The following is a 19,091-nucleotide window of genomic DNA, read 5'->3' on the forward strand; positions in this document are numbered from 1 at the left end:
TCCTTTGATAACCGGGCCATTATGGCACTGATAACGCCATGATTGAATGGGCGAAGCTGCAAGGAAAAGAAAAGGGCCGCGAGCGGCCCTGAAGTGACATGTTTTATGCCGCGATATGTTGCACCAGCAAATTGATGCCGGTCCCACCGACTATCAGCCAGACAAACAGCAGCAGTGCCAATAATAACGGTTTTACCCCAGCCTGACGGATAGAGCCCACATGAGTGGTCAGTCCGAGTGCGGCCATCGCCATCGCCAGCAAAATGGTGTCCAGTGTAATCAGGTGATTCACCCATGCCGCAGGTAATAGATTCAGTGAGTTAAACCCGGCCATCAGAATAAATATCACTGCAAACCAAGGAATAGTGATGGCACTTTTTTCCCGTTTTTCACTGCCGGCTTTGATGTTGCAACGCGCCAAATAGGCTGAGAGTAACAATAGGAATGGAGCCAGCATCATTACCCGGATCATTTTAGTAATCACGGCGGCGTTTTCAGCTTGATCACCGATGGCATGCCCGGCGGCAACCACCTGTGCGACCTCATGAATCGTTGAACCGGCAAAAATACCAAAGGTTTCCTGACTAAACGGCAACCATTGGTAATGCAGGTTTAGCTGATACAACCATGGGTAGACAAAAATGGCGAGCGTGCCGAAAATCACCACAGTGGCGACAGCAACCGCCACTTTGCTGGCATCAGCTTTTAGCACCGGCTCGGTGGCCATAATAGCTGCGGCGCCACAAATACTGCTACCGGCACCAATTAACATTACGGTTTGCTGGTCCAGAGCAAATACCCGTTTACCCAGCCAACATGCCAGCACAAAGGTTGAACTGAGGGTCAAAAGGTCAATAACCATACCGGTAGCCCCCACATCCGCCACTTGTTGAAAGGTCAGCCGGAAGCCGTATAAAATGATACCCAGACGCAATAAATGCTGTTTGGCGAAGACGACGCCATCAGAGCAGACGGGTTGTACCCACGGATACAAGGTATTGCCGACCACGATGCCAAACAAAATGGCCAGCGTCAGTGCCCCCAACCCCATATTGATAAACCACGGCATATCACCCACGTTGAGCGCCAACCCGGTAATCACGCCGGTTAACACCAAGCCCGCAATATAGCGGCTTAGGGGGAACTGATGTGTTCGAGGGAGTTCTTTAGTATGAGAAGTCGCCATGTTTGTGTCCTGTGTTCTGTAAAGATTGCACACAGTTTAACGACTTCAATCTTAATAGATAAATTCATTATATATTTATAATTAATCTATATAAGTGGTAATGGCGGTGATGGCAGCGCCCAACACCTGATTTTGCCTATCTCTGTGAGGGAGCGTGAATGACCATGAAGTTTGGTATGATATACATAACGGAAATGTACACGGGCGGGGGTATCCCCATAACCGTCAAGGCAGCAGTTTTGATATGAAGAAAGCAAAACATGAAAAGTCGCTGTGGGTGATATTGGTGATTGCCTCACTTATTTATTTGTTGATCCCTCCTTATTTGATCGCTTATTTTTTCAAGTTATATAACTTGAATCCTTTTCATATTGTCCCGCTACCCCATTTTAATCCCTTTAAGAGTGAACGTGGGATTCCTTTATCTCAAACGTTTAGCTATTTATTATTTATCTGGTTGATTTTTAACGCGGTTATCAGCGCTATAGTGGCTATTATTTACCGCATATTCTTTTATTCAGATGATAATGAATAGTATTCTTACTGCTTAATTTCATCCGCTGATAACCTCCCGATTTTACTCAAAGGTGTTAGTCTTATACGGTAATAGAGGCTATATACCCGCCATCGTTCATGTTACAGGTGTGTTGGCTGTGCTCGCTCACTCGAATCACTTACTGGTGTAAGCTCATCGAGGGTTCTGTTGCTTGCCGTCGGCCTGTATTTTGAAATCTATTGGGTACACTTTTGTCCGTCAGTTATTGTATTAACAACTAATTAGGTAGCTCGTTTCATCCAGTCACTGACGAACAGAGTGATGATAGCGTCCTCCATTTTTTACTACAGAGACCGTTATGCACATAACCTTACGTCAACTTGAAGTCTTTACTGAGGTGCTAAAAAGCGGCTCTACGACCCAAGCCTCGGTTGTGCTCGCGCTTTCACAATCGGCAGTCAGCGCTGCGTTGGCGGATTTGGAAGGGCAATTGAGGGTGCAACTGTTTGATAGGGTCGGTAAGCGTTTAGTCACCAATGAGCATGGGCGGTTGCTTTATCCCAAAGCATTGGCATTGCTGGATCAGGCAATTGAAATAGAACAGCTTTTTTTGCAGGACTTAGGCGCGTTGCGGATTGCTGCCAGCAGCACTATTGGTAACTATATGTTACCGGGCATGATTGCCAAATACCGGCGTGACTTTCCCGACACACCGCTGGAATTGAATATCGGTAACAGTCAGGATGTGATTGAAGCAGTGGCAGATTTTCGCGGTGATCTGGGGCTGATTGAAGGGCCGTGCCATATGCCGGAACTGATGACTAAAGCCTGGCAACAGGATGAGTTGGTGGTGTTTGCGGCCCCGGATAATCCGCTATGCCACAAGATGCTGGCACTGGAAGAACTGGCCGATGCGGCTTGGATCCTACGAGAGCGCGGTTCTGGCACCCGCGAAGTGCTCGATCACTTACTGTTGGCGAAATTACCACATTTCAAATTGGTTATGGAGCTGGGGAATTCAGAGGCGATTAAGCGGGCGGTGCGTTATGGCATGGGAATCAGTTGTTTGTCGCGCCGGGTGATTGCCGATCAACTGGCCAACGGCGAACTGATCGTACTCAACATCCCTTTGCCACCACTGATACGAACCTTATATCTGATTCATCATCGGCAAAAACATATCTCTAACGCCTTGCAGCGCTTTCTCAGCTACTGTCAGGAAGAGGTCTGAACCGCAGAATTAGCCGAGAGTGAGTTACTCCTGTAGGGATAAGGTTTTTAAGCGTTTTACACCAATGATATTGGCTATTGCGGCAAGAATACCCGATAGAGAGAGGCTTTTACTGGCAAATGAGCTTTTGCTAATAATTGCACCGGGATCATGAAGGTATCTTATATCAGCGCATTGTTACTATCCGAGTCGGTGGGATTTGTTACAATCCCGCCTTATTTTTTAAGGGTGTATTAGGGTAAGAATGACTCAGCAAAATACTAAAATCCCAGTGCAGCAGGGTGCGCAGCGTTTACGTCGGGAGCTTAAATCACGGCACTTAGCCATGATTGCTATCGGTGGTTCTATTGGTACCGGTTTGTTTGTTGCCTCAGGGGCAACGGTATCGCAAGCAGGCCCGGGTGGAGCATTGCTCTCCTATGCATTGATTGGCCTGATGGTTTATTTCCTGATGACCAGTCTCGGTGAGCTGGCGGCATTTATGCCGGTATCAGGCTCATTTTCAACTTATGGCTCCAAATACGTCGAGGAAGGCTTTGGTTTCGCCCTTGGCTGGAACTATTGGTACAACTGGGCCGTCACTATCGCTGTTGACTTGGTCGCGGCACAATTGGTGATGAATTACTGGTTCCCAGACGCACCAGGCTGGATTTGGAGTGCGCTGTTCCTCGCCCTGATGTTTTTACTGAACTACATCTCAGTAAAAGGCTTTGGTGAAGCGGAATACTGGTTCTCACTGATTAAAGTCACCACAGTCATTATCTTCATCATTATTGGTGTAATGATGATTAGCGGCATTATGAAAGGCGGTGAGAGCGCGGGTTGGCACAACTGGACCATTGGTGATGCACCCTTTGCAGGGGGCTTCTCGGCGATGATTGGTGTGGCAATGATTGTTGGTTTCTCTTTCCAAGGCACTGAACTGATTGGTATTGCGGCCGGTGAATCAAAAGATCCAGGTAAAAATATTCCACGCGCAGTGCGCAAGGTGTTCTGGCGTATTTTACTGTTCTATATCTTTGCTATTTTGATTATCAGCCTGATTATTCCGTATACCGATCCAAGTCTGTTACGTAATGATGTCAAAGATATCAGTGTTAGCCCATTCACGCTGGTATTCCAGAATGCAGGTTTGCTGTCAGCGGCCGCGGTGATGAATGCGGTTATCCTGACGGCAGTGTTGTCAGCGGGTAACTCGGGGATGTATGCCTCAACCCGTATGTTGTTTACCCTGGCCTCAGAAGGTAAAGCGCCACGTATCTTTGCCAAGCTGTCTGAGGGCGGGGTGCCACGTAATGCTCTGTATGCCACCACGGTAGTGGCCGGATTGTGCTTCCTAAGTTCAATGTTTGGCAACCAAACTGTGTATCTGTGGTTACTTAATACCTCAGGTATGACTGGCTTTATTGCTTGGTTGGGTATTGCTATCAGCCATTATCGTTTCCGCCGTGGCTATATGATGCAAGGCCGTGACTTGAACGACTTACCGTATCAGTCTGGTTTCTTCCCGATAGGGCCGATTTTCGCCTTCGTACTGTGTTTGGTTATTACTTTGGGGCAGAACTATCAGGCTTTCTTGCAAGACCGCATTGATTGGTATGGTGTGACTGCAACCTATATTGGTATTCCATTGTTCCTGGTGATTTGGTTTGGCTACAAATTGAGCCGTGGCACTAAGGTTATCAAATACCAAGAGATGGAATTCCCGAAATGGCGTGATGACAGTGAAGATAATCCTGAGCCGACAAAGCCGGTGATGACCGCTGACTAGTTTTTAGCGCTAATCAAAATTAAGCCATAGTGATGGCAGGGCGATAATCTTATCGCCCTTTTTTTGGGCTGTAAGCTGGTGATTATTTAAGCAAAGTTAAGCAAATAATTTCGCTAACTTCTCTTTATTGCCCTTTTGAATGCGGGGATAAATCAGGCTTATTGATTAAATAATATTATAAAATAAGGATTTACATCGTATTGTACCTAATTGTTTATCGCAATCTTATTGATAAGTATTATCGTTTGTTTTATTGTTAGCGCCATCTTATAAGGAACGATAAGGGGAAGCGGTGCAACAGTCGTCACGGAGCATGGCCAAAGGGGGGGTTAGCGATGCTGGTTCACCCGATTCACTTACTCGTCTAAGCGCATCGGGACGCAGTTCACCCGTGACTCTAATTACTTTGGGTATATTTTGGCAGTAACAGATTTCATAAAATAATAATTAGGCAGAAAGGGCCGGAAGCGATATTTCTGCTGTGGTGAGCTATTGCCGACATTAATAAAAAATAAATTTTCACCTGTCCGCCAGGCGGCATTGCTGCAAGTAAAAAACGCCTGCTGAAAAGGTTGTTGATAAATTTACACCTCATGGAGATCGTGTAATGGTTAAGGTTAACAAGGGTTTTAGAAAATCTCACAGTGCGGCATTAGTGATAGCTGCAATTATCTCATCTCAGGCATCCGCCGCTGAAACAAAAAATACCACGGCAACTGACACCATGGTTGTCACGGCATCCGGTTTCCAACAACGCATTCAAGATTCTGCGGCATCTATTTCTGTGGTTACCCGCGAGCAGATTGAAAATAAAGCCTATCGTGATATTACCGATGCGCTGAAAGATGTTCCCGGCGTTGTTGTCACCGGTGGTGGTAGCCACAGTGATATCAGTATTCGTGGCATGTCCGCTAAATACACCCTGATTCTGGTGGATGGTAAACGTGTTGATACCCGTAGCACCCGCCCTAACAGCGACGGTTCAGGGATTGAGCAAGGCTGGCTGCCACCACTTGCCGCCATTGAGCGTATTGAAGTTGTACGTGGCCCGATGTCCTCTTTATATGGTTCGGATGCCATGGGAGGGGTAATCAACGTTATTACCCGGAAGGTGGGTAAAGAGTGGCAAGGCACGGTGCGCGCAGATGCCACCTTGCAGGAGGATTCAGACTCCGGCGATATATATCAGACCAATGCTTACGCTTCTGGTCCATTAATTGATGGCTTGCTGGGATTGAAAGTTAGCGGGCTTCTCTCGCATCGTAGCGAAGATAAGATAATCGATGGCTACAATGAACAGCGCATGAGAAACGGTGCGGCAACATTTACCCTGACTCCCGATGATAAAAACGAATTTGATTTTGATATCGGCCATTATGTGCAGGACCGAAACTCAACCGCCGGGCGTTCAGTGGCATTAACCGGTAAAAGCAGTGACGTGCAATATGACCGTAATAATTATGCGATTACCCACCACGGTTATTATGATTTCGGTAATTCAACCAGCTATGTTCAACGAGATGAAACCCGTAATCCATCACGTGACATGAAGAGTGTTGATAATATCTTTAATAGCCAAACCTCATTCCTGTTCGATAGCCATACTTTAATTCTTGGCGGTCAATATCGTTATGAAGAGCTGAATGACAAGGGTAATCAACTAGCCTCCGCCAAAGATTTGACTAAATTGACCCGTTGGAGTTGGGCGTTATTTGCAGAAGATGAATGGCAGATGACCAATGATTTCGCGCTGACCGGTGGTGTCCGTATGGATCAGGACGAAAACTACGGTACTCACTGGACACCACGTCTGTACGGTGTCTGGCATCTGGCTGAACAATGGACATTAAAGGGCGGGGTATCTGGTGGCTATCGTTCACCTGATTTACGTCAGGCCACGGAAAACTGGGGACAAATCACCGGCGGTGGTCGGGGTGATCCTGCTATCATTGTCGGTAATGCCAACCTGAAACCAGAAAGAAGCCTCAGCCAGGAAATTGGTGTGCTGTGGGATGATCAGGAAGGTATGAATGCCGGTGTGACACTGTTTAATACTGATTTTAAAGATAAAATCACCGAGGTACGCCGTTGTACTGATACCACGGGCAATGCGTCCGGCCAATGTATGATCAATGGTACCAGCTATAAATTTATTAGTGATCGCACCAACGTGGATAAAGCCATGACCCGTGGTGTGGAAGCGACTTTCGGTTGGGAAATCAATAAAGCCTGGTCACTGACATCGAACTACACCTTTACTCAATCTGAGCAGAAAAGTGGGCAATTCTCGGGTCAACCGTTGAACCAGATGCCTAAGCACATGTTGAACGGTACGCTGAACTGGCAGGCAAATGAAGAATTAGCCACCTGGGTTCGGGCTAACTACCGGGGTAGAACATCAGAGTATCTTGATCGTACCAGTATGGGCAATAAAACGCCGTCTTACACTTTTGTCGATTTAGGGGCTAACTATCAACTGACCAAAGAGTTCCGTTTGATGGGAGGCGTGTATAACGTACTGGATAAACGTGTAGATATCGAAGTTAACGATAAAGTGCTGGATGGGCGCCGTTATATGGTTGGTGCCAGCTACGATTTCTAATCTCCCTTTGTCCTTGAAGCCACAGGGGGGTTAGCGGCGTTCACTCACCCGAATCACTTACTTGAGTAAGCTCATCGGGATTTGTTCGCTTGCTGCCTACCTGTGACTCCAATGACTTTGGGTACTCCCTTTGTCCTTGAAGTCACTGGGGGGTTAGCGGCGTTCACTCACCCGAATCACTTACTTGAGTAAGCTCATCGGGATTTGTTCGCTTGCTGCCTACCTGTGACTCCAATGACTTTGGGTACTCCCTTTGTCCTTGAAGTCACTGGGGGGTTAGCGGCGTTCACTCACCCGAATCACTTACTTGAGTAAGCTCATCGGGATTTGTTCGCTTGCTGCCTACCTGTGACTCCAATGACTTTGGGTACTCCCTTTATTCTTGAAGCCACCGGGGTGTTAGCGGCGTTAGCTCACCCCTGTTTAATCAACTCAGGCCAATATCAATCACTTTTTTGAATGCAGCACGTTGTGACACGCTGTGATACCACCGCTGTAAACTTGGCAGTGATGGACGTTCGATCGACAGGTTAAACCAGGCATAGGCCAGGCACCCTAACGGGATATCCCCAATACCGAATTTATCGCCAGACAGATACGCTTGTTTCTCAAGTGCGTGATCGGCAATTGCCATCAGGGTATTGAGTTGTGTCATACCCTGAGCAATTTTCACTTTATCCTGCTGTTCTGGTGGGGTGCGTACCAACCCGATAAACACCGCTTTAAAGGGTTCCACCATGCTGGAAGTGGCCCAATCCATCCACTTTTCTGCCCCTGCGCGTAACTGTGCATCAGGTAAATAAAGTGCACTATCGCCGTATTGTGCGGCCAGATAGCGGACAATCGTATTGGACTCCCACAGGATGAAGTCTCCATCTTGCAGGCAAGGGATCAGGCCATTTGGATTCATTGAGCGATACAGGGGATCATTGAGCTTGCCATATTGGCCACCGACATCAATGCGCTGATAGCTGATACCCAGTTCTTCTAAACACCAAAGTACTTTTTTGACATTGGTCGAGTTATTCCGACCCCAAACAGTCAGCATATAATTCTCTCTATTTATTTGATTTTTATCTACCAACGCCCCTGAAACAGCGTTATTTAACGCCGTTGCCAATGGTGGATATCCCAGTCATGCAGTATTGCCAAATCCACTAATTCATTACCGGGATTAATCACTGCCGCATGATCAACATATTCCAGTAGCGGCTTGTCATTAATCGAGTCGCTGTAACCGTAGGTATGCTGAAAATCTAACTGAGGCGACGCCATGAGCCACTGTTTTAACCGTTCGACTTTGCCTTCACGGTAAGTCAGGGTGCCATAGGTCTTGCCGGTGTAGCGGTTATCCTCCACCGCAACACCGATAGATAATGCTGCATTGGCAGAGAAATGCTGCGCAATAGGGGTAACCAAATGTTCGCCGGTAGCTGAAATAATCACGATGTAATCACCGCGATTACGGTGCCAGGCCAGTAGCTTCCTGGCTTGCGGATAAATTCGTGGCAGAATATCTCGCTCGATAAAACGCTCAACCCAGCCAGCAACTTCAGCCGTATGTTTGCCGATTAAGGGCGACAATGTTGATTCCATATAACAGGACATCGACATCTGCCCTTGATAGTACTGTTTCATCAAATACTGTTCTTGTTCTGCCAGCTCACTAGGAGCCAGCCCTTTATCAACCAGCCAGCGTAACCAAAGGCCGGAGCTATCATCACTGATCAGCGTTTCATCGAGATCAAACAGGGCCAAATCCATTAAGTCACCTCCCGGCTGACAGAAAGATTGAAGTGAAACTTAACAGTGCATGTGCTGGGCATCTGAAATTCCCCGACGGAAAAAAGGGTATCAACCGTTAAGCTAATACTTTCTAGCAAAACATGGAAGCTTACTTAGCACGGCAGGGTTGCTAGCTCACCCCGATACAGTTATGGATGGCAGATTATCTGAATATTAAGACAACGTTATGACTCTGGTTTTCGATGTTGCCGGGCAGGTGATACGGCATTGTTATCAGTAATGAAAGAAATAACATAGAACGGATTGATATTGGTGAGTTACTCAGTTTCGGTGTTAATTGTTTATATCGTTTAGATATAGATTGTTAAGTATCTAGTCGAGAACGCTCTTAAAACTGCTTTTTATCCTTAAATGACAGGTTATTAACGCGGTTTGTCACTAAACGCCCGATGGCTAAAGAAAGAGTGTTGTCGTCTGTCTGCTTTCACCCCACAGCCCAGGAGCTGATTATGCTGATTATTCGTTTATATGGTTGTCCAGTTTTCATTGGTTCTGAGCAAAAAAAGCAACCGACTGAAAATCCTGGAGTGAAACATGAGTCATCAAACACTAAGCAACCCATTATTTGTTAACCCAACCGCGGTTAACCCATTATCTGCCAACACATTACCACTATTGGATCTTTCCCTGCTTAATGGCAGTGAAACTGAACGTCAGGCATTCTTAGTCGATTTACGCCATGCCGCACGAGATATCGGATTCTTTTATCTCACCGGACATGGCATTGACCCCGCGTTATTACAACAAATCCAAACCTTATCCCGTGAATTTTTTGCCTTGCCTGATGAGGACAAACTGGCGGTGGCCATGGTGCGCTCGCCACATTTTCGTGGCTATAACCGTGCGGCCTCTGAGTTAACGCGAGGCCTACCGGATTGGCGCGAGCAGTTCGATATTGGCGCGGAAAGAGCCCCATTACCGCAAACGCCAGATACGCCAAGTTGGGCGCGGCTGCAAGGGCCAAACCAGTGGCCAGCGGCATTGCCGGAATTAAAACCAACAATACTGCAATGGCAGCGGGAAATGACCGGAATGGCACTGCGCTTGCTGCGGGCTTTCGCTCTGGCATTGGAACTGGATGAACATGCATTTGATGAGTTGTATGGCGATAAACCCAATGAACATATCAAGTTGATTCGCTATCCAGGGCGTGAAACCACACAAAGCGGTCAGGGGGTCGGTGCGCATAAAGACTCCGGTTTCCTCAGTTTCTTATTGCAAGACCAGCAACGCGGCTTGCAGGTGGAGGTGGAGGAAGGGCGCTGGATTGATGCCGCACCACGACCCGGCACCTTCGTGGTCAATATTGGAGAGCTGCTGGAGCTGGCCAGTAATGGTTATCTGCGCGCCACGGTGCACCGGGTGGAAACACCTCCTGCCGGTACAGACCGGTTATCTATCGCCTTCTTCCTGGGGGCGCGTCTGGATGCGGTGGTTCCGCTGTATCAACTGCCAGCGCCGCTGGTGGCGCAAGCGCGTGGGCCAGCCAGTGATCCTCATAACCCGCTGTTTCGTGATGTTGGGCTTAATTATCTCAAGGGCCGTTTGCGCTCTCACCCCGATGTTGCCGAGCGTTACTACCCTGCGCAATTGAAGCTGTAGGGGTTGGATAAGTTCATCGCGGATCGTCTGCTGGCAATCTACCTGGCGCACTGATTTTTGGGTCGCTTGAATTAAAAACTTTATTTTTGGGATGATGATAATGACTAAAACACGTATTTCCGGCCTGATTAGTGCCACCTTACTAACTGCATGGGTGTCTTCTTTTAGTTTGTCAGCACAGGCAGCCGAAGCGCTGCGGGTAGCCGCCGATCCGGTTCCTCATGCAGAAATTCTGCAATTTGTGCAAAAACTCGATCCCTCTCTGAACCTGAAGGTCATCGAGATCCCCAATGGTGTGAACTCGAATGAGTTGCTGGCACACGGTGATGTCGATGCCAACTACTTCCAGCATGTGCCTTATCTGCACTCCCAGGAGCAGGCGCTGGGGCAAAAATTTGCCGTGGCCGCAACGGTGCATATTGAGCCACTTGGCGTCTATTCCCACAAACATAAAACCTTTGCTGATGTCCCGCAAAATGGCACGGTAGCGGTGCCGAATAACGTGACTAATCTCAGCCGTGCGCTCTATTTACTGAAAGATCAGGGACTGATTACCTTGAAGCCGGGCTTTACCGATCCGGCTAAAAATCAGGCGACGCCGAAGGATATCGCGGACAATCCAAAACACCTGAAAATTTTAGAGATTGAATCACCGCAAATCCCTCGTTCATTGGATGATGTTGATTTAGCAGTGATTAATGGAAATTATGCGTTGGAGGCAGGGCTTAATCCGGCGAAAGATGCATTAGGACTGGAGAAAGCTGCCGGTAACCCTTATGCCAATATTCTGGTCACCACCCCCGCGCTGGCCAGTGATCCACGAATCAAACAATTGGCGAAAGATTTACAGTCACCCGAAGTGGCGAAGTTTATCACTGAGAAATACGCCGGTTCAGTTATCCCTGTGGCAGGCCTTAAATCATGATTAGCATCGAACGCCTGAGTAAAACCTATCCACAAGGAGGGCTGCCAATGGTGGCCCTGGAGGAGGTCTCGCTTGAGATCCCGACAGGCTCGGTGTTCGGTATTATTGGCCGTAGCGGGGCAGGTAAAAGTACCTTAATCCGTTGTCTAAACCTATTGGAACGGCCCACTTCGGGCCGTATTCAAGTGGATGGCCGGGAATTAACCACACTTTCTGACCGTGAATTGCGGCTGCAACGGCAAAATATCGGCATGATTTTTCAGAATTTCCATTTACTTCATTCACGTAATGTATGGGACAACATTGCTGTTGGTCTGGAAATTATTGGGATGCCCAAAGCGCAACGCCAGCAGCGCGTTGCGGAGTTATTGGATTTGGTTGGCTTGAATGACAAGGCTTATGCTTTCCCCTCGCAGTTATCGGGCGGACAAAAACAGCGCGTGGGAATTGCCCGAGCGCTGGCCGCCAAACCGTCATATTTGTTATCTGATGAAGCGACTAGCGCGCTGGACCCTGAAACCACCGCATCGATCCTGGCATTGCTCAGTGATATCAATCGCCAACTTGGATTGACCATCGTGTTGATCACTCACGAATTGGAGGTGGTGAAATCCATCTGTGATAGCGCAGCACTGTTGGAGCGGGGGCGGGTGGTGGAAACCGGCGCTATTACTGACTTATTGGCATCAACACATTCCCGTTTAGGGCGTTCATTGCTTCCCGCTCGGGGGCCGGCGTCGTTGTCTGGTGCGCCAGTGGCGGAGCTAACCTTTTTCGATACCTTATCGGCTTCCCCCGTGCTCAGTGAGTTGGCGCAGCAACATGCCGTGGGGGTAACCCTACTTGGCGGTGGGGTGGAATCGATAGGTGGCCAGCGGGTTGGGCGTTTGCAGGTTGATTTCAGCCACCCAGACGGCGGGTTGAGTTTAGCTGAGGTCTTACAATTTCTTAATGAGCGTGGCGTGAGGGCAGAACTGATATGAACAGCGGCATGAGTTGGCAAGATCTGCTGGCACTGGTCACCAATGCCACCGGCGAAACCATCTATATGGTGGTAATTGCCACCTTTTTCACTGTATTGATTGGCTTACCACTGGGGGTGTTGTTATTTATTTCGCGCCCCAATGGGGTTTTGCCTGCGCCGCGCTTGAATACATTGGTCGGTGCCATTGTTAATCTGGGGCGCTCAATGCCCTTTGTGGTGTTACTGATTGCGTTGATTCCGATTACCCGTTGGATTATCGGCACCACGTTAGGCAGTACCGCGGCCATCGTGCCAATTACTCTGGGGGCCATCCCATTTTTTGCCCGAGTGGTCGAAGCGGCCTTGGATGAAGTGGATAAAGGGCGGATTGAGGCAATTTTATCGATGGGCGGCTCGGCACGCCATGTGATTCAAAAAGTTCTATTGCCAGAGGCACTTCCCGCTTTATTGGCCGGTATTACCTTAACTGTCGTGATGCTGGTGGGATTCTCATCAATGGCGGGGGTTATTGGTGGCGGTGGATTAGGTGATTTGGCTATTCGTTATGGTTATCAACGTTTTAATAATGAAGTGATGGTAGCGACATTAATCATATTGGTCATTTTGGTTCAGGGCGTACAAAGCCTGGGCGATAGATGGGTCAGGTCGTTGGCTCACCGGCGCTAAAATTTATCACCACCTATATTTGATATAACAGCCGCGGTATTGATTGCTGTGGTTTCACTGCGTAATAATGGACGTTGCCGCTATCAACGCGGCAACGTCCTGTCAGCAGGAGATTAACCGTTTAGTGCTTGTGCCAAGTCCGCAATCAGATCCTCGGTATCCTCAATACCCACCGACAAACGTAGCAATTGTGGCGTAATACCGTGTTTCAGCCGGGTTTCTAAGGGGATGGAGGCATGAGTCATGCTATATGGCTGGCTGATTAAACTTTCCACCCCGCCCAAACTTTCGGCCAGGGTAAACAGATGTGAGCGTTTGATTACCGCGCGAGCGTATTCATCATCCCCTTTCAATCGCACAGAAATCATACCGCCGAAACCCGCCATTTGCCGTGATGCCAGCTCATGTTGTGGGTGGCTTTTCAGCCCTGGGTAATAGACATTTTCAACTTGTGGTTGCCCTTCGAGCCACTCGGCTATCTGCTGAGCACTGTGATTATGTCGCGCCATGCGCAAAGCCAAGGTGCGCAGTCCGCGTAACGTCAGAAAGCTGCTGAAAGGATCTAAAATTCCGCCCACCGCATTGTGCAGAAAGCCTAACTGTTCTGCCAGTTCAGGGTTATTGCCCACCGCCGCGACGCCAGCGACCACATCAGAATGGCCATTAAGGTATTTGGTGGCGGAATGCACCACAATATCAAAGCCCAGTTCCAGCGGGCGCTGGATGTAAGGGGAGGCGAAGGTATTATCGGCCACACTGATAAGTTGATGCTTTTTGGCAATCGCCGCAATGGCCGCCAGGTCAGCCAGTTTCAGCAATGGATTGGTCGGTGTCTCCACCCAGATCATTTTGGTTTCTGGCAATATTGCTTGTTCTAATGCCTCGGTATCCGCAGGGGAGACATAGGTCACTCGCAAACCGGCCGTTCGGCTGCGAACTTTTTCCAGCAGGCGATAGGTTCCACCATATAAATCATCCACGGCAATGATATGGCTACCCTGATCCAGCAGTTCAAGCACAGTTGAACAGGCTGCCAGACCAGAGGCGAAGGCGTAACCTCGAGTGCCCCCTTCCAGTTCCGCAATCGCCTTTTCCAGCGCGGCACGCGTTGGGTTGCCGCTGCGCGAATATTCATAACCAGTATGCTCACCGGGAGCGGGTTGTGCGAAGGTGGATGTCGCGTAAATTGCGGGCATCACCGCACCGGTGCTATCGGGGGTATAACCGGCATGAACGGTTAAGGTATCGAACTTTGCCATAATAAAAATCCTTAATATGAGAAGATTAAGCCAGCTTTTGACGCCAGGTATTCAAAACATCAGTGCGGGTAATCAAGCCAAGGAAACGCTCTCCATCCAACACTACTGCTACATGGCCATCATTGAATGTCGCCAGTAGAGAGCGGTAATCGGCCTCTTTTTGTAATGTGTTCACTTGATGGGTCATAGCGGCACTGGCCGGTAATTTGAAATGGCTGGCATCTGCTTGTACGGTGTTCAGCAAGTCCCATTCGTCGATTAACCCGACCACTTTTTCGCCGTCTAATACGGGTAGTTGGGAGATGTCATATAGGCGCATTCGGGCGTGAGCCACGGCCAGCGTGTCCTGCGGTGAAACAGAAATTGTTGCGCCGTCCTCATGACGATAAGTGATGAAATCACGCAAATCGCCATACTGGGGCTTGCTCAGCAAACCTTGTTCCATGAGCCAGTAATCGTTGAACATTTTGGACAGGTACTTGTTGCCGCTGTCGCAAACGAAGGTGACCACTCGCTTTGGTGTGGTTTGCTCGCGGCAATAGCGTAATGCTGCGGCCAGTAGGGTGCCGGTAGATGAGCCTGCCAGTACCCCTTCTTCCCGCAATAGCGCGCGTGCGGTGCTGAAGGCTTCAGCATCATCGATGCGATAAGATTTTTTTACCTGAGAAAAGTTGCTCAGTGGCGGGATAAAATCCTCACCAATTCCTTCGACCAGCCAGCTACCCGCATCGCCAATCTGCGAGCTGTCGACGTAATCTGCCAAAATAGATCCCGCAGGATCGGCCAGTACGAACTCGGTGGCGGGTGAAACCTCGGCAAAGTATTGGCTCAGGCCGCTCAGGGTGCCGCTGGAGCCAACACCCACCACGATGGCATCGACCTGCCCATCCATCTGTTGCCACAGCTCAGGGCCGGTCGATGTCCGGTGCGCCGCGGGGTTTGCCGGGTTATTGAATTGATCGATATAGAAAGCCCCCGGTGTTTCCTGCGCCAGACGCAGAGCATAGTCCTGATAATAAGCCGGATGCCCTTTGCCCACATCCGAGCGGGTCAATAGCACTTGTGCGCCCAATGCTCGCAGGTGGAAAATTTTCTCCTGGCTCATTTTATCCGGTACCACTAATAGCAGTTTGTAACCTTTTAGCGCCGCCACCAATGCCAACCCAAGGCCGGTATTGCCAGCGGTGGCTTCAATGATGGTTCCGCCGGGTTGCAGCAACCCTTCTTTTTCAGCTTGCTCAATCATCGAGAGCGCGACACGGTCTTTAATCGACCCACCGGGATTTTGATTTTCCAGCTTGACGAACAGTTGGCATGGGCCGGTATCAAAGTGGGTCAGTTCCAGTAGCGGGGTGTGGCCGATAAGATCAAGTACCGAGCGTGGGATAGCCATTGCATACTCCAGCATTATTTGTTTAACAGCATAAATTGTTTAACAGCATGAATTTGGATAACAACTGATGGGCTGGATAATAGCGCTAGCGGCTTAAGCATTAAAAAGAACAAATAACCTGTCTATATTACCTTTTGTTATATATTTATGTTTTTTTAGACGTTTAGGTGCTTAGGTGTAAGGATGTTCAGACAGGAAGATGGTTAGCCGTATAGCCATCGATATTCACAAAAAACAGTCTCTTTACAAAACAAAACGTAAAACTACGCCCAATTGAGCCAGCAATGGGATAAATTTAGAAAAGGGACTGAAATATGACTAAGCTAATATTTCAGTCTAAGTGAAAAGACGTTATTTTTTCGCTAATTGGACAGTGGTTGGTTCTGGGAATACCACTTATTTCCAATTATTAGCAAGGATACTCTGGCGACCTCATGATGAAATTTATCCTCCCCTTTAAGATAAAGAAATTAACCTTCAGTGCTGGCTTATTGCTTTTGGTGCTGCCCGCCGCGCATGCGGCTGGAGACCCGGCTGCTCCGCCGGTAGATGCCAAAGCCTATGTGCTGATGGATTACAACAGTGGAAAGGTGTTGGTGGAAGGGAACAGTGACCAGCGCCTCGATCCGGCCAGTTTGACTAAGATTATGTCCAGTTATGTGATTGGACAGGCCATTAAAGCGGGGAAAGTGCACCCTGATGATTTAGTGACCGTGGGGAAAGATGCCTGGGCTACGGGTAATCCGGCATTACGTGGTTCCTCACTGATGTTTTTGAAACCGGGCGATCAGGTAAAATTGTCCGATTTGAATAAAGGTATTGTGATTCAGTCAGGCAATGATGCCAGTATTGCGTTGGCCGATTATGTGGCTGGTAGCCAAGACAGTTTTGTTGGCCTGATGAACAATTACGCCAAAGCCTTGGGTCTGGCGAATACTCACTTTATGACCGTCCATGGTCTTGATGCGCCAGGGCAGTACAGCACTGCGCGGGATATGGCGGTATTAGGTCAGGCACTGATCCGCGACGTGCCGGAAGAGTATGCGCTGCACAAAGAGAAAGAATTCACTTTTAATAAGATTCGTCAGATTAACCGTAATCGTCTGCTATGGAGCACTAATCTCAATGTGGATGGCATGAAAACCGGTTTTACCTCCGGTGCGGGGCATAATCTGGTCGCGTCTGCAACCGAAGGGCCAATGCGTTTAATCTCTGTGGTGTTAGGTGCACCCAGTGATCGGGTTCGCTTTAGTGAAAGTGAAAAACTGTTGACCTGGGGCTTCCGTTTCTATGAAACCGTGGTGCCGATTAAAGCCACCAAACCTTTTGTGACGCAGAAAGTGTGGTTTGGTGATACCGGCGAGGCCGAGCTTGGGGTGGCAGAGGATGCCGCTATCACTATCCCGAAAGGGCAGATGAAGGATCTTAAAGCCAGTTATAAGTTGGATCAAACGGAGCTGCGTGCGCCGCTGGCCAAAAATCAAGTGGTCGGAACCATCGATTTTCAGCTTAATGGCAAGACGATTGACCAACGCCCGCTGGTGGTATTAAACGAAGTAAAAGAGGGCGGTTTCTTTAGTCGCATCTGGGACTTCGTGATGATGAAACTCAGTCAATGGTTTGGTAGCGTATTTGGCTAGTTTAAAGAAGATGATTGATTAATAAGAAAAAGGGCTACTGAAAAGTAGCCCTTTTAGCATATTAGGTGACCTATCACTGATATAAATCAGTTACAGGCAACGATCTTGATTGCTAACCCCCCTCGGGAGGTTTCGCGGTATTTAGAATTCATATCTTTGCCGGTTTCATACATCGTTTCGATGACTTTATCCAGACAAACACTGGGTTCGCTAGTACGACGTAGCGCCATGCGCGCAGAGTTAACGGCTTGCACCGCAGAAATTGCATTACGCTCAATACACGGCACTTGAACTTGCCCTGCCACTGGGTCACAGGTCAGCCCTAGGTTATGCTCCATCGCGATTTCTGCTGCAATGCACACCTGAGCAGGGCTACCGCCCATCAACTCAGCCAAGCCTGCTGCGGCCATGGAACAGGCCACACCCACTTCGCCCTGACAACCCACTTCAGCGCCGGAAATAGACGCATTCATTTTATACAGCGCCCCAATCACACCAGAGACCAGGAAGTAGCGACTGTATGAGTTCTCATTTACCTGACGAATGAATTTGTCGTAGTAAGATAAAACTGCCGGAATAATGCCACACGCGCCGTTAGTCGGGGCAGTCACGACCCGCCCGCCCGCAGCGTTCTCTTCATTGACGGCTAATGCATACATATTAATCCAATCGACAACCATCATCGGATCCGAGTTATTTTTATCGGTACTAACCAGCATTCGGCGCAAAGCTGCGGCGCGACGTGGTACTTTCATTGGACCAGGCAATAACCCTTCAGTATTGATGCCGCGCTCAATACCGGCACGCATCACTGCCCAGATTGCGGCAAAGTGAGCACTTATTTCGGCTTTGCTGTGCAATGCCAGTTCATTTTGCATCACTAAACCGGACAGTGATAAACCGGTATCTTTACAGTGCTTTTGCAAGTCACGGGCAGACTTGAACGGATAAGGCACAGTAATCGCTTGGCTATCTTCCTGACCAAAGTGTGCTTCATCGACAATAAAACCACCGCCGATGGAGTAATACGTTTTACTGAAAATACAGTCATCACCCGCATGAGCGCTGATGGTCATACCATTTTCGTGCAATGGCAGGTTAGTGCTGTGGAAGTTCATCCCGCCATTGGCCGGGAAATCAACTTCGTGGCTGCCGTTTGCCAACAGCAGACGTTCCCGCAACTCTACATCGCGGATAAAACCAGAGATTGCATCAATATCAACGGTATCAGGCAGATTCCCCGCCAAACCCATAATAATCGCAATATCGGTATGATGGCCTTTACCGGTAAGAGACAAAGAGCCGTAAACATCAACAGTGATTCGGGTGACGGCAGAAAGATGCCCCAGTTCGATTAGGTCATCGGTAAACAGCTTGCCAGCCTTCATTGGGCCGACGGTATGAGAGCTGGATGGACCAATACCAATCTTGAAAATGTCAAAAACGCTGACCATATATCGCCCCTTAAAGGTTCTAATTATTAAAGTGATGACATTGCCGTGGTAGGAAGCCGGAGCGGACGCTCCGGT

15 protein-coding genes are annotated in these 19,091 nt (G+C 48.6%); 9 read left to right on the forward strand and 6 right to left on the reverse strand.

Features of this window, described 5'->3' with window-relative positions; all coding sequences use genetic code 11:
• Nucleotides 1-103 precede the first annotated feature (103 nt).
• Nucleotides 104-1,186 carry a YeiH family putative sulfate export transporter gene (locus A6J66_002645; protein PNM23183.1) on the reverse strand — a complete coding sequence of 361 codons (1,083 nt, stop codon included), beginning with the start codon at nucleotides 1,184-1,186 and terminating at the stop codon, nucleotides 104-106.
• A 244-nt stretch (nucleotides 1,187-1,430) separates the two neighbouring features.
• Between A6J66_002645 and A6J66_002650 the strand changes: the two genes are divergently transcribed.
• The 4 genes from A6J66_002650 (at nucleotide 1,431) to A6J66_002665 (ending at nucleotide 7,286) form a co-directional block, all read left to right on the forward strand.
• On the forward strand, nucleotides 1,431-1,721 hold the full coding sequence (locus A6J66_002650) for a hypothetical protein (protein ID PNM23184.1): 291 nt from the start codon (nucleotides 1,431-1,433) through the stop codon (nucleotides 1,719-1,721).
• 319 nt (nucleotides 1,722-2,040) lie between these two features.
• The gene (locus tag A6J66_002655; protein ID PNM23185.1) at nucleotides 2,041-2,913 is read left to right on the forward strand and encodes a LysR family transcriptional regulator; all 873 of its coding nucleotides are present in this window, start codon (nucleotides 2,041-2,043) and stop codon (nucleotides 2,911-2,913) included.
• Between the two features lie 244 nt (nucleotides 2,914-3,157).
• Complete coding sequence (locus A6J66_002660) at nucleotides 3,158-4,684, forward strand: amino acid permease (protein PNM23186.1); 1,527 nt, start codon at nucleotides 3,158-3,160, stop codon at nucleotides 4,682-4,684.
• A 607-nt stretch (nucleotides 4,685-5,291) separates the two neighbouring features.
• Nucleotides 5,292-7,286 carry a ligand-gated channel protein gene (locus A6J66_002665; protein PNM23187.1) on the forward strand — a complete coding sequence of 665 codons (1,995 nt, stop codon included), beginning with the start codon at nucleotides 5,292-5,294 and terminating at the stop codon, nucleotides 7,284-7,286.
• A gap of 427 nt (nucleotides 7,287-7,713) precedes the next feature.
• Here A6J66_002665 and A6J66_002670 read toward each other — a convergent pair whose 3' ends face one another.
• Nucleotides 7,714-8,334 carry a glutathione S-transferase gene (locus A6J66_002670; GenBank protein ID PNM23188.1) on the reverse strand — a complete coding sequence of 207 codons (621 nt, stop codon included), beginning with the start codon at nucleotides 8,332-8,334 and terminating at the stop codon, nucleotides 7,714-7,716.
• Nucleotides 8,335-8,390: 56 nt separating this feature from the next.
• The gene (locus tag A6J66_002675; protein PNM23189.1) at nucleotides 8,391-9,050 is read right to left on the reverse strand and encodes an HAD-IB family hydrolase; all 660 of its coding nucleotides are present in this window, start codon (nucleotides 9,048-9,050) and stop codon (nucleotides 8,391-8,393) included.
• Between the two features lie 657 nt (nucleotides 9,051-9,707).
• Here A6J66_002675 and A6J66_002680 point away from each other — a divergent pair.
• From A6J66_002680 to A6J66_002695, 4 genes are all read left to right on the forward strand, one after another.
• Entirely contained in the window at nucleotides 9,708-10,694 is a 987-nt protein-coding gene (locus A6J66_002680) for an isopenicillin N synthase family oxygenase (protein PNM26871.1), read from the forward strand.
• A 100-nt stretch (nucleotides 10,695-10,794) separates the two neighbouring features.
• Nucleotides 10,795-11,619, forward strand: coding sequence for a metal ABC transporter substrate-binding protein (locus A6J66_002685; protein PNM23190.1), 825 nt, complete (start codon nucleotides 10,795-10,797; stop codon nucleotides 11,617-11,619).
• Nucleotides 11,616-12,602, forward strand: coding sequence for a methionine ABC transporter ATP-binding protein (locus A6J66_002690; protein ID PNM23191.1), 987 nt, complete (start codon nucleotides 11,616-11,618; stop codon nucleotides 12,600-12,602). Before A6J66_002685 ends, A6J66_002690 begins: the two co-directional genes overlap by 4 nt.
• Complete coding sequence (locus A6J66_002695) at nucleotides 12,599-13,270, forward strand: ABC transporter permease (protein ID PNM23192.1); 672 nt, start codon at nucleotides 12,599-12,601, stop codon at nucleotides 13,268-13,270. The genes A6J66_002690 and A6J66_002695 overlap by 4 nt, the downstream gene beginning before the upstream one ends.
• A gap of 113 nt (nucleotides 13,271-13,383) precedes the next feature.
• On the opposite strand, the gene A6J66_002700 is transcribed toward A6J66_002695, so the two are convergent.
• Entirely contained in the window at nucleotides 13,384-14,529 is a 1,146-nt protein-coding gene (locus A6J66_002700; GenBank protein PNM23193.1) for a PLP-dependent transferase, read from the reverse strand.
• 25 nt (nucleotides 14,530-14,554) lie between these two features.
• Nucleotides 14,555-15,922 carry a CBS domain-containing protein gene (locus A6J66_002705; protein ID PNM23194.1) on the reverse strand — a complete coding sequence of 456 codons (1,368 nt, stop codon included), beginning with the start codon at nucleotides 15,920-15,922 and terminating at the stop codon, nucleotides 14,555-14,557.
• Nucleotides 15,923-16,356: 434 nt separating this feature from the next.
• On the opposite strand from A6J66_002705, the gene A6J66_002710 reads away from it, so the two are divergent.
• Nucleotides 16,357-17,562: a serine-type D-Ala-D-Ala carboxypeptidase gene (locus A6J66_002710; protein PNM23195.1), complete on the forward strand. Its 1,206-nt coding sequence runs from the start codon at nucleotides 16,357-16,359 to the stop codon at nucleotides 17,560-17,562.
• 86 nt (nucleotides 17,563-17,648) lie between these two features.
• On the opposite strand, the gene A6J66_002715 is transcribed toward A6J66_002710, so the two are convergent.
• A complete protein-coding gene (locus A6J66_002715) occupies nucleotides 17,649-19,016 on the reverse strand; it encodes an L-serine ammonia-lyase (GenBank protein PNM23196.1) in 1,368 nt (455 codons plus the stop codon).
• Nucleotides 19,017-19,091 lie beyond the last annotated feature (75 nt).

It is taken from the genome of Yersinia enterocolitica, from assembly GCA_002082245.2.
GTDB lineage: Bacteria > Pseudomonadota > Gammaproteobacteria > Enterobacterales > Enterobacteriaceae > Yersinia > Yersinia enterocolitica_E.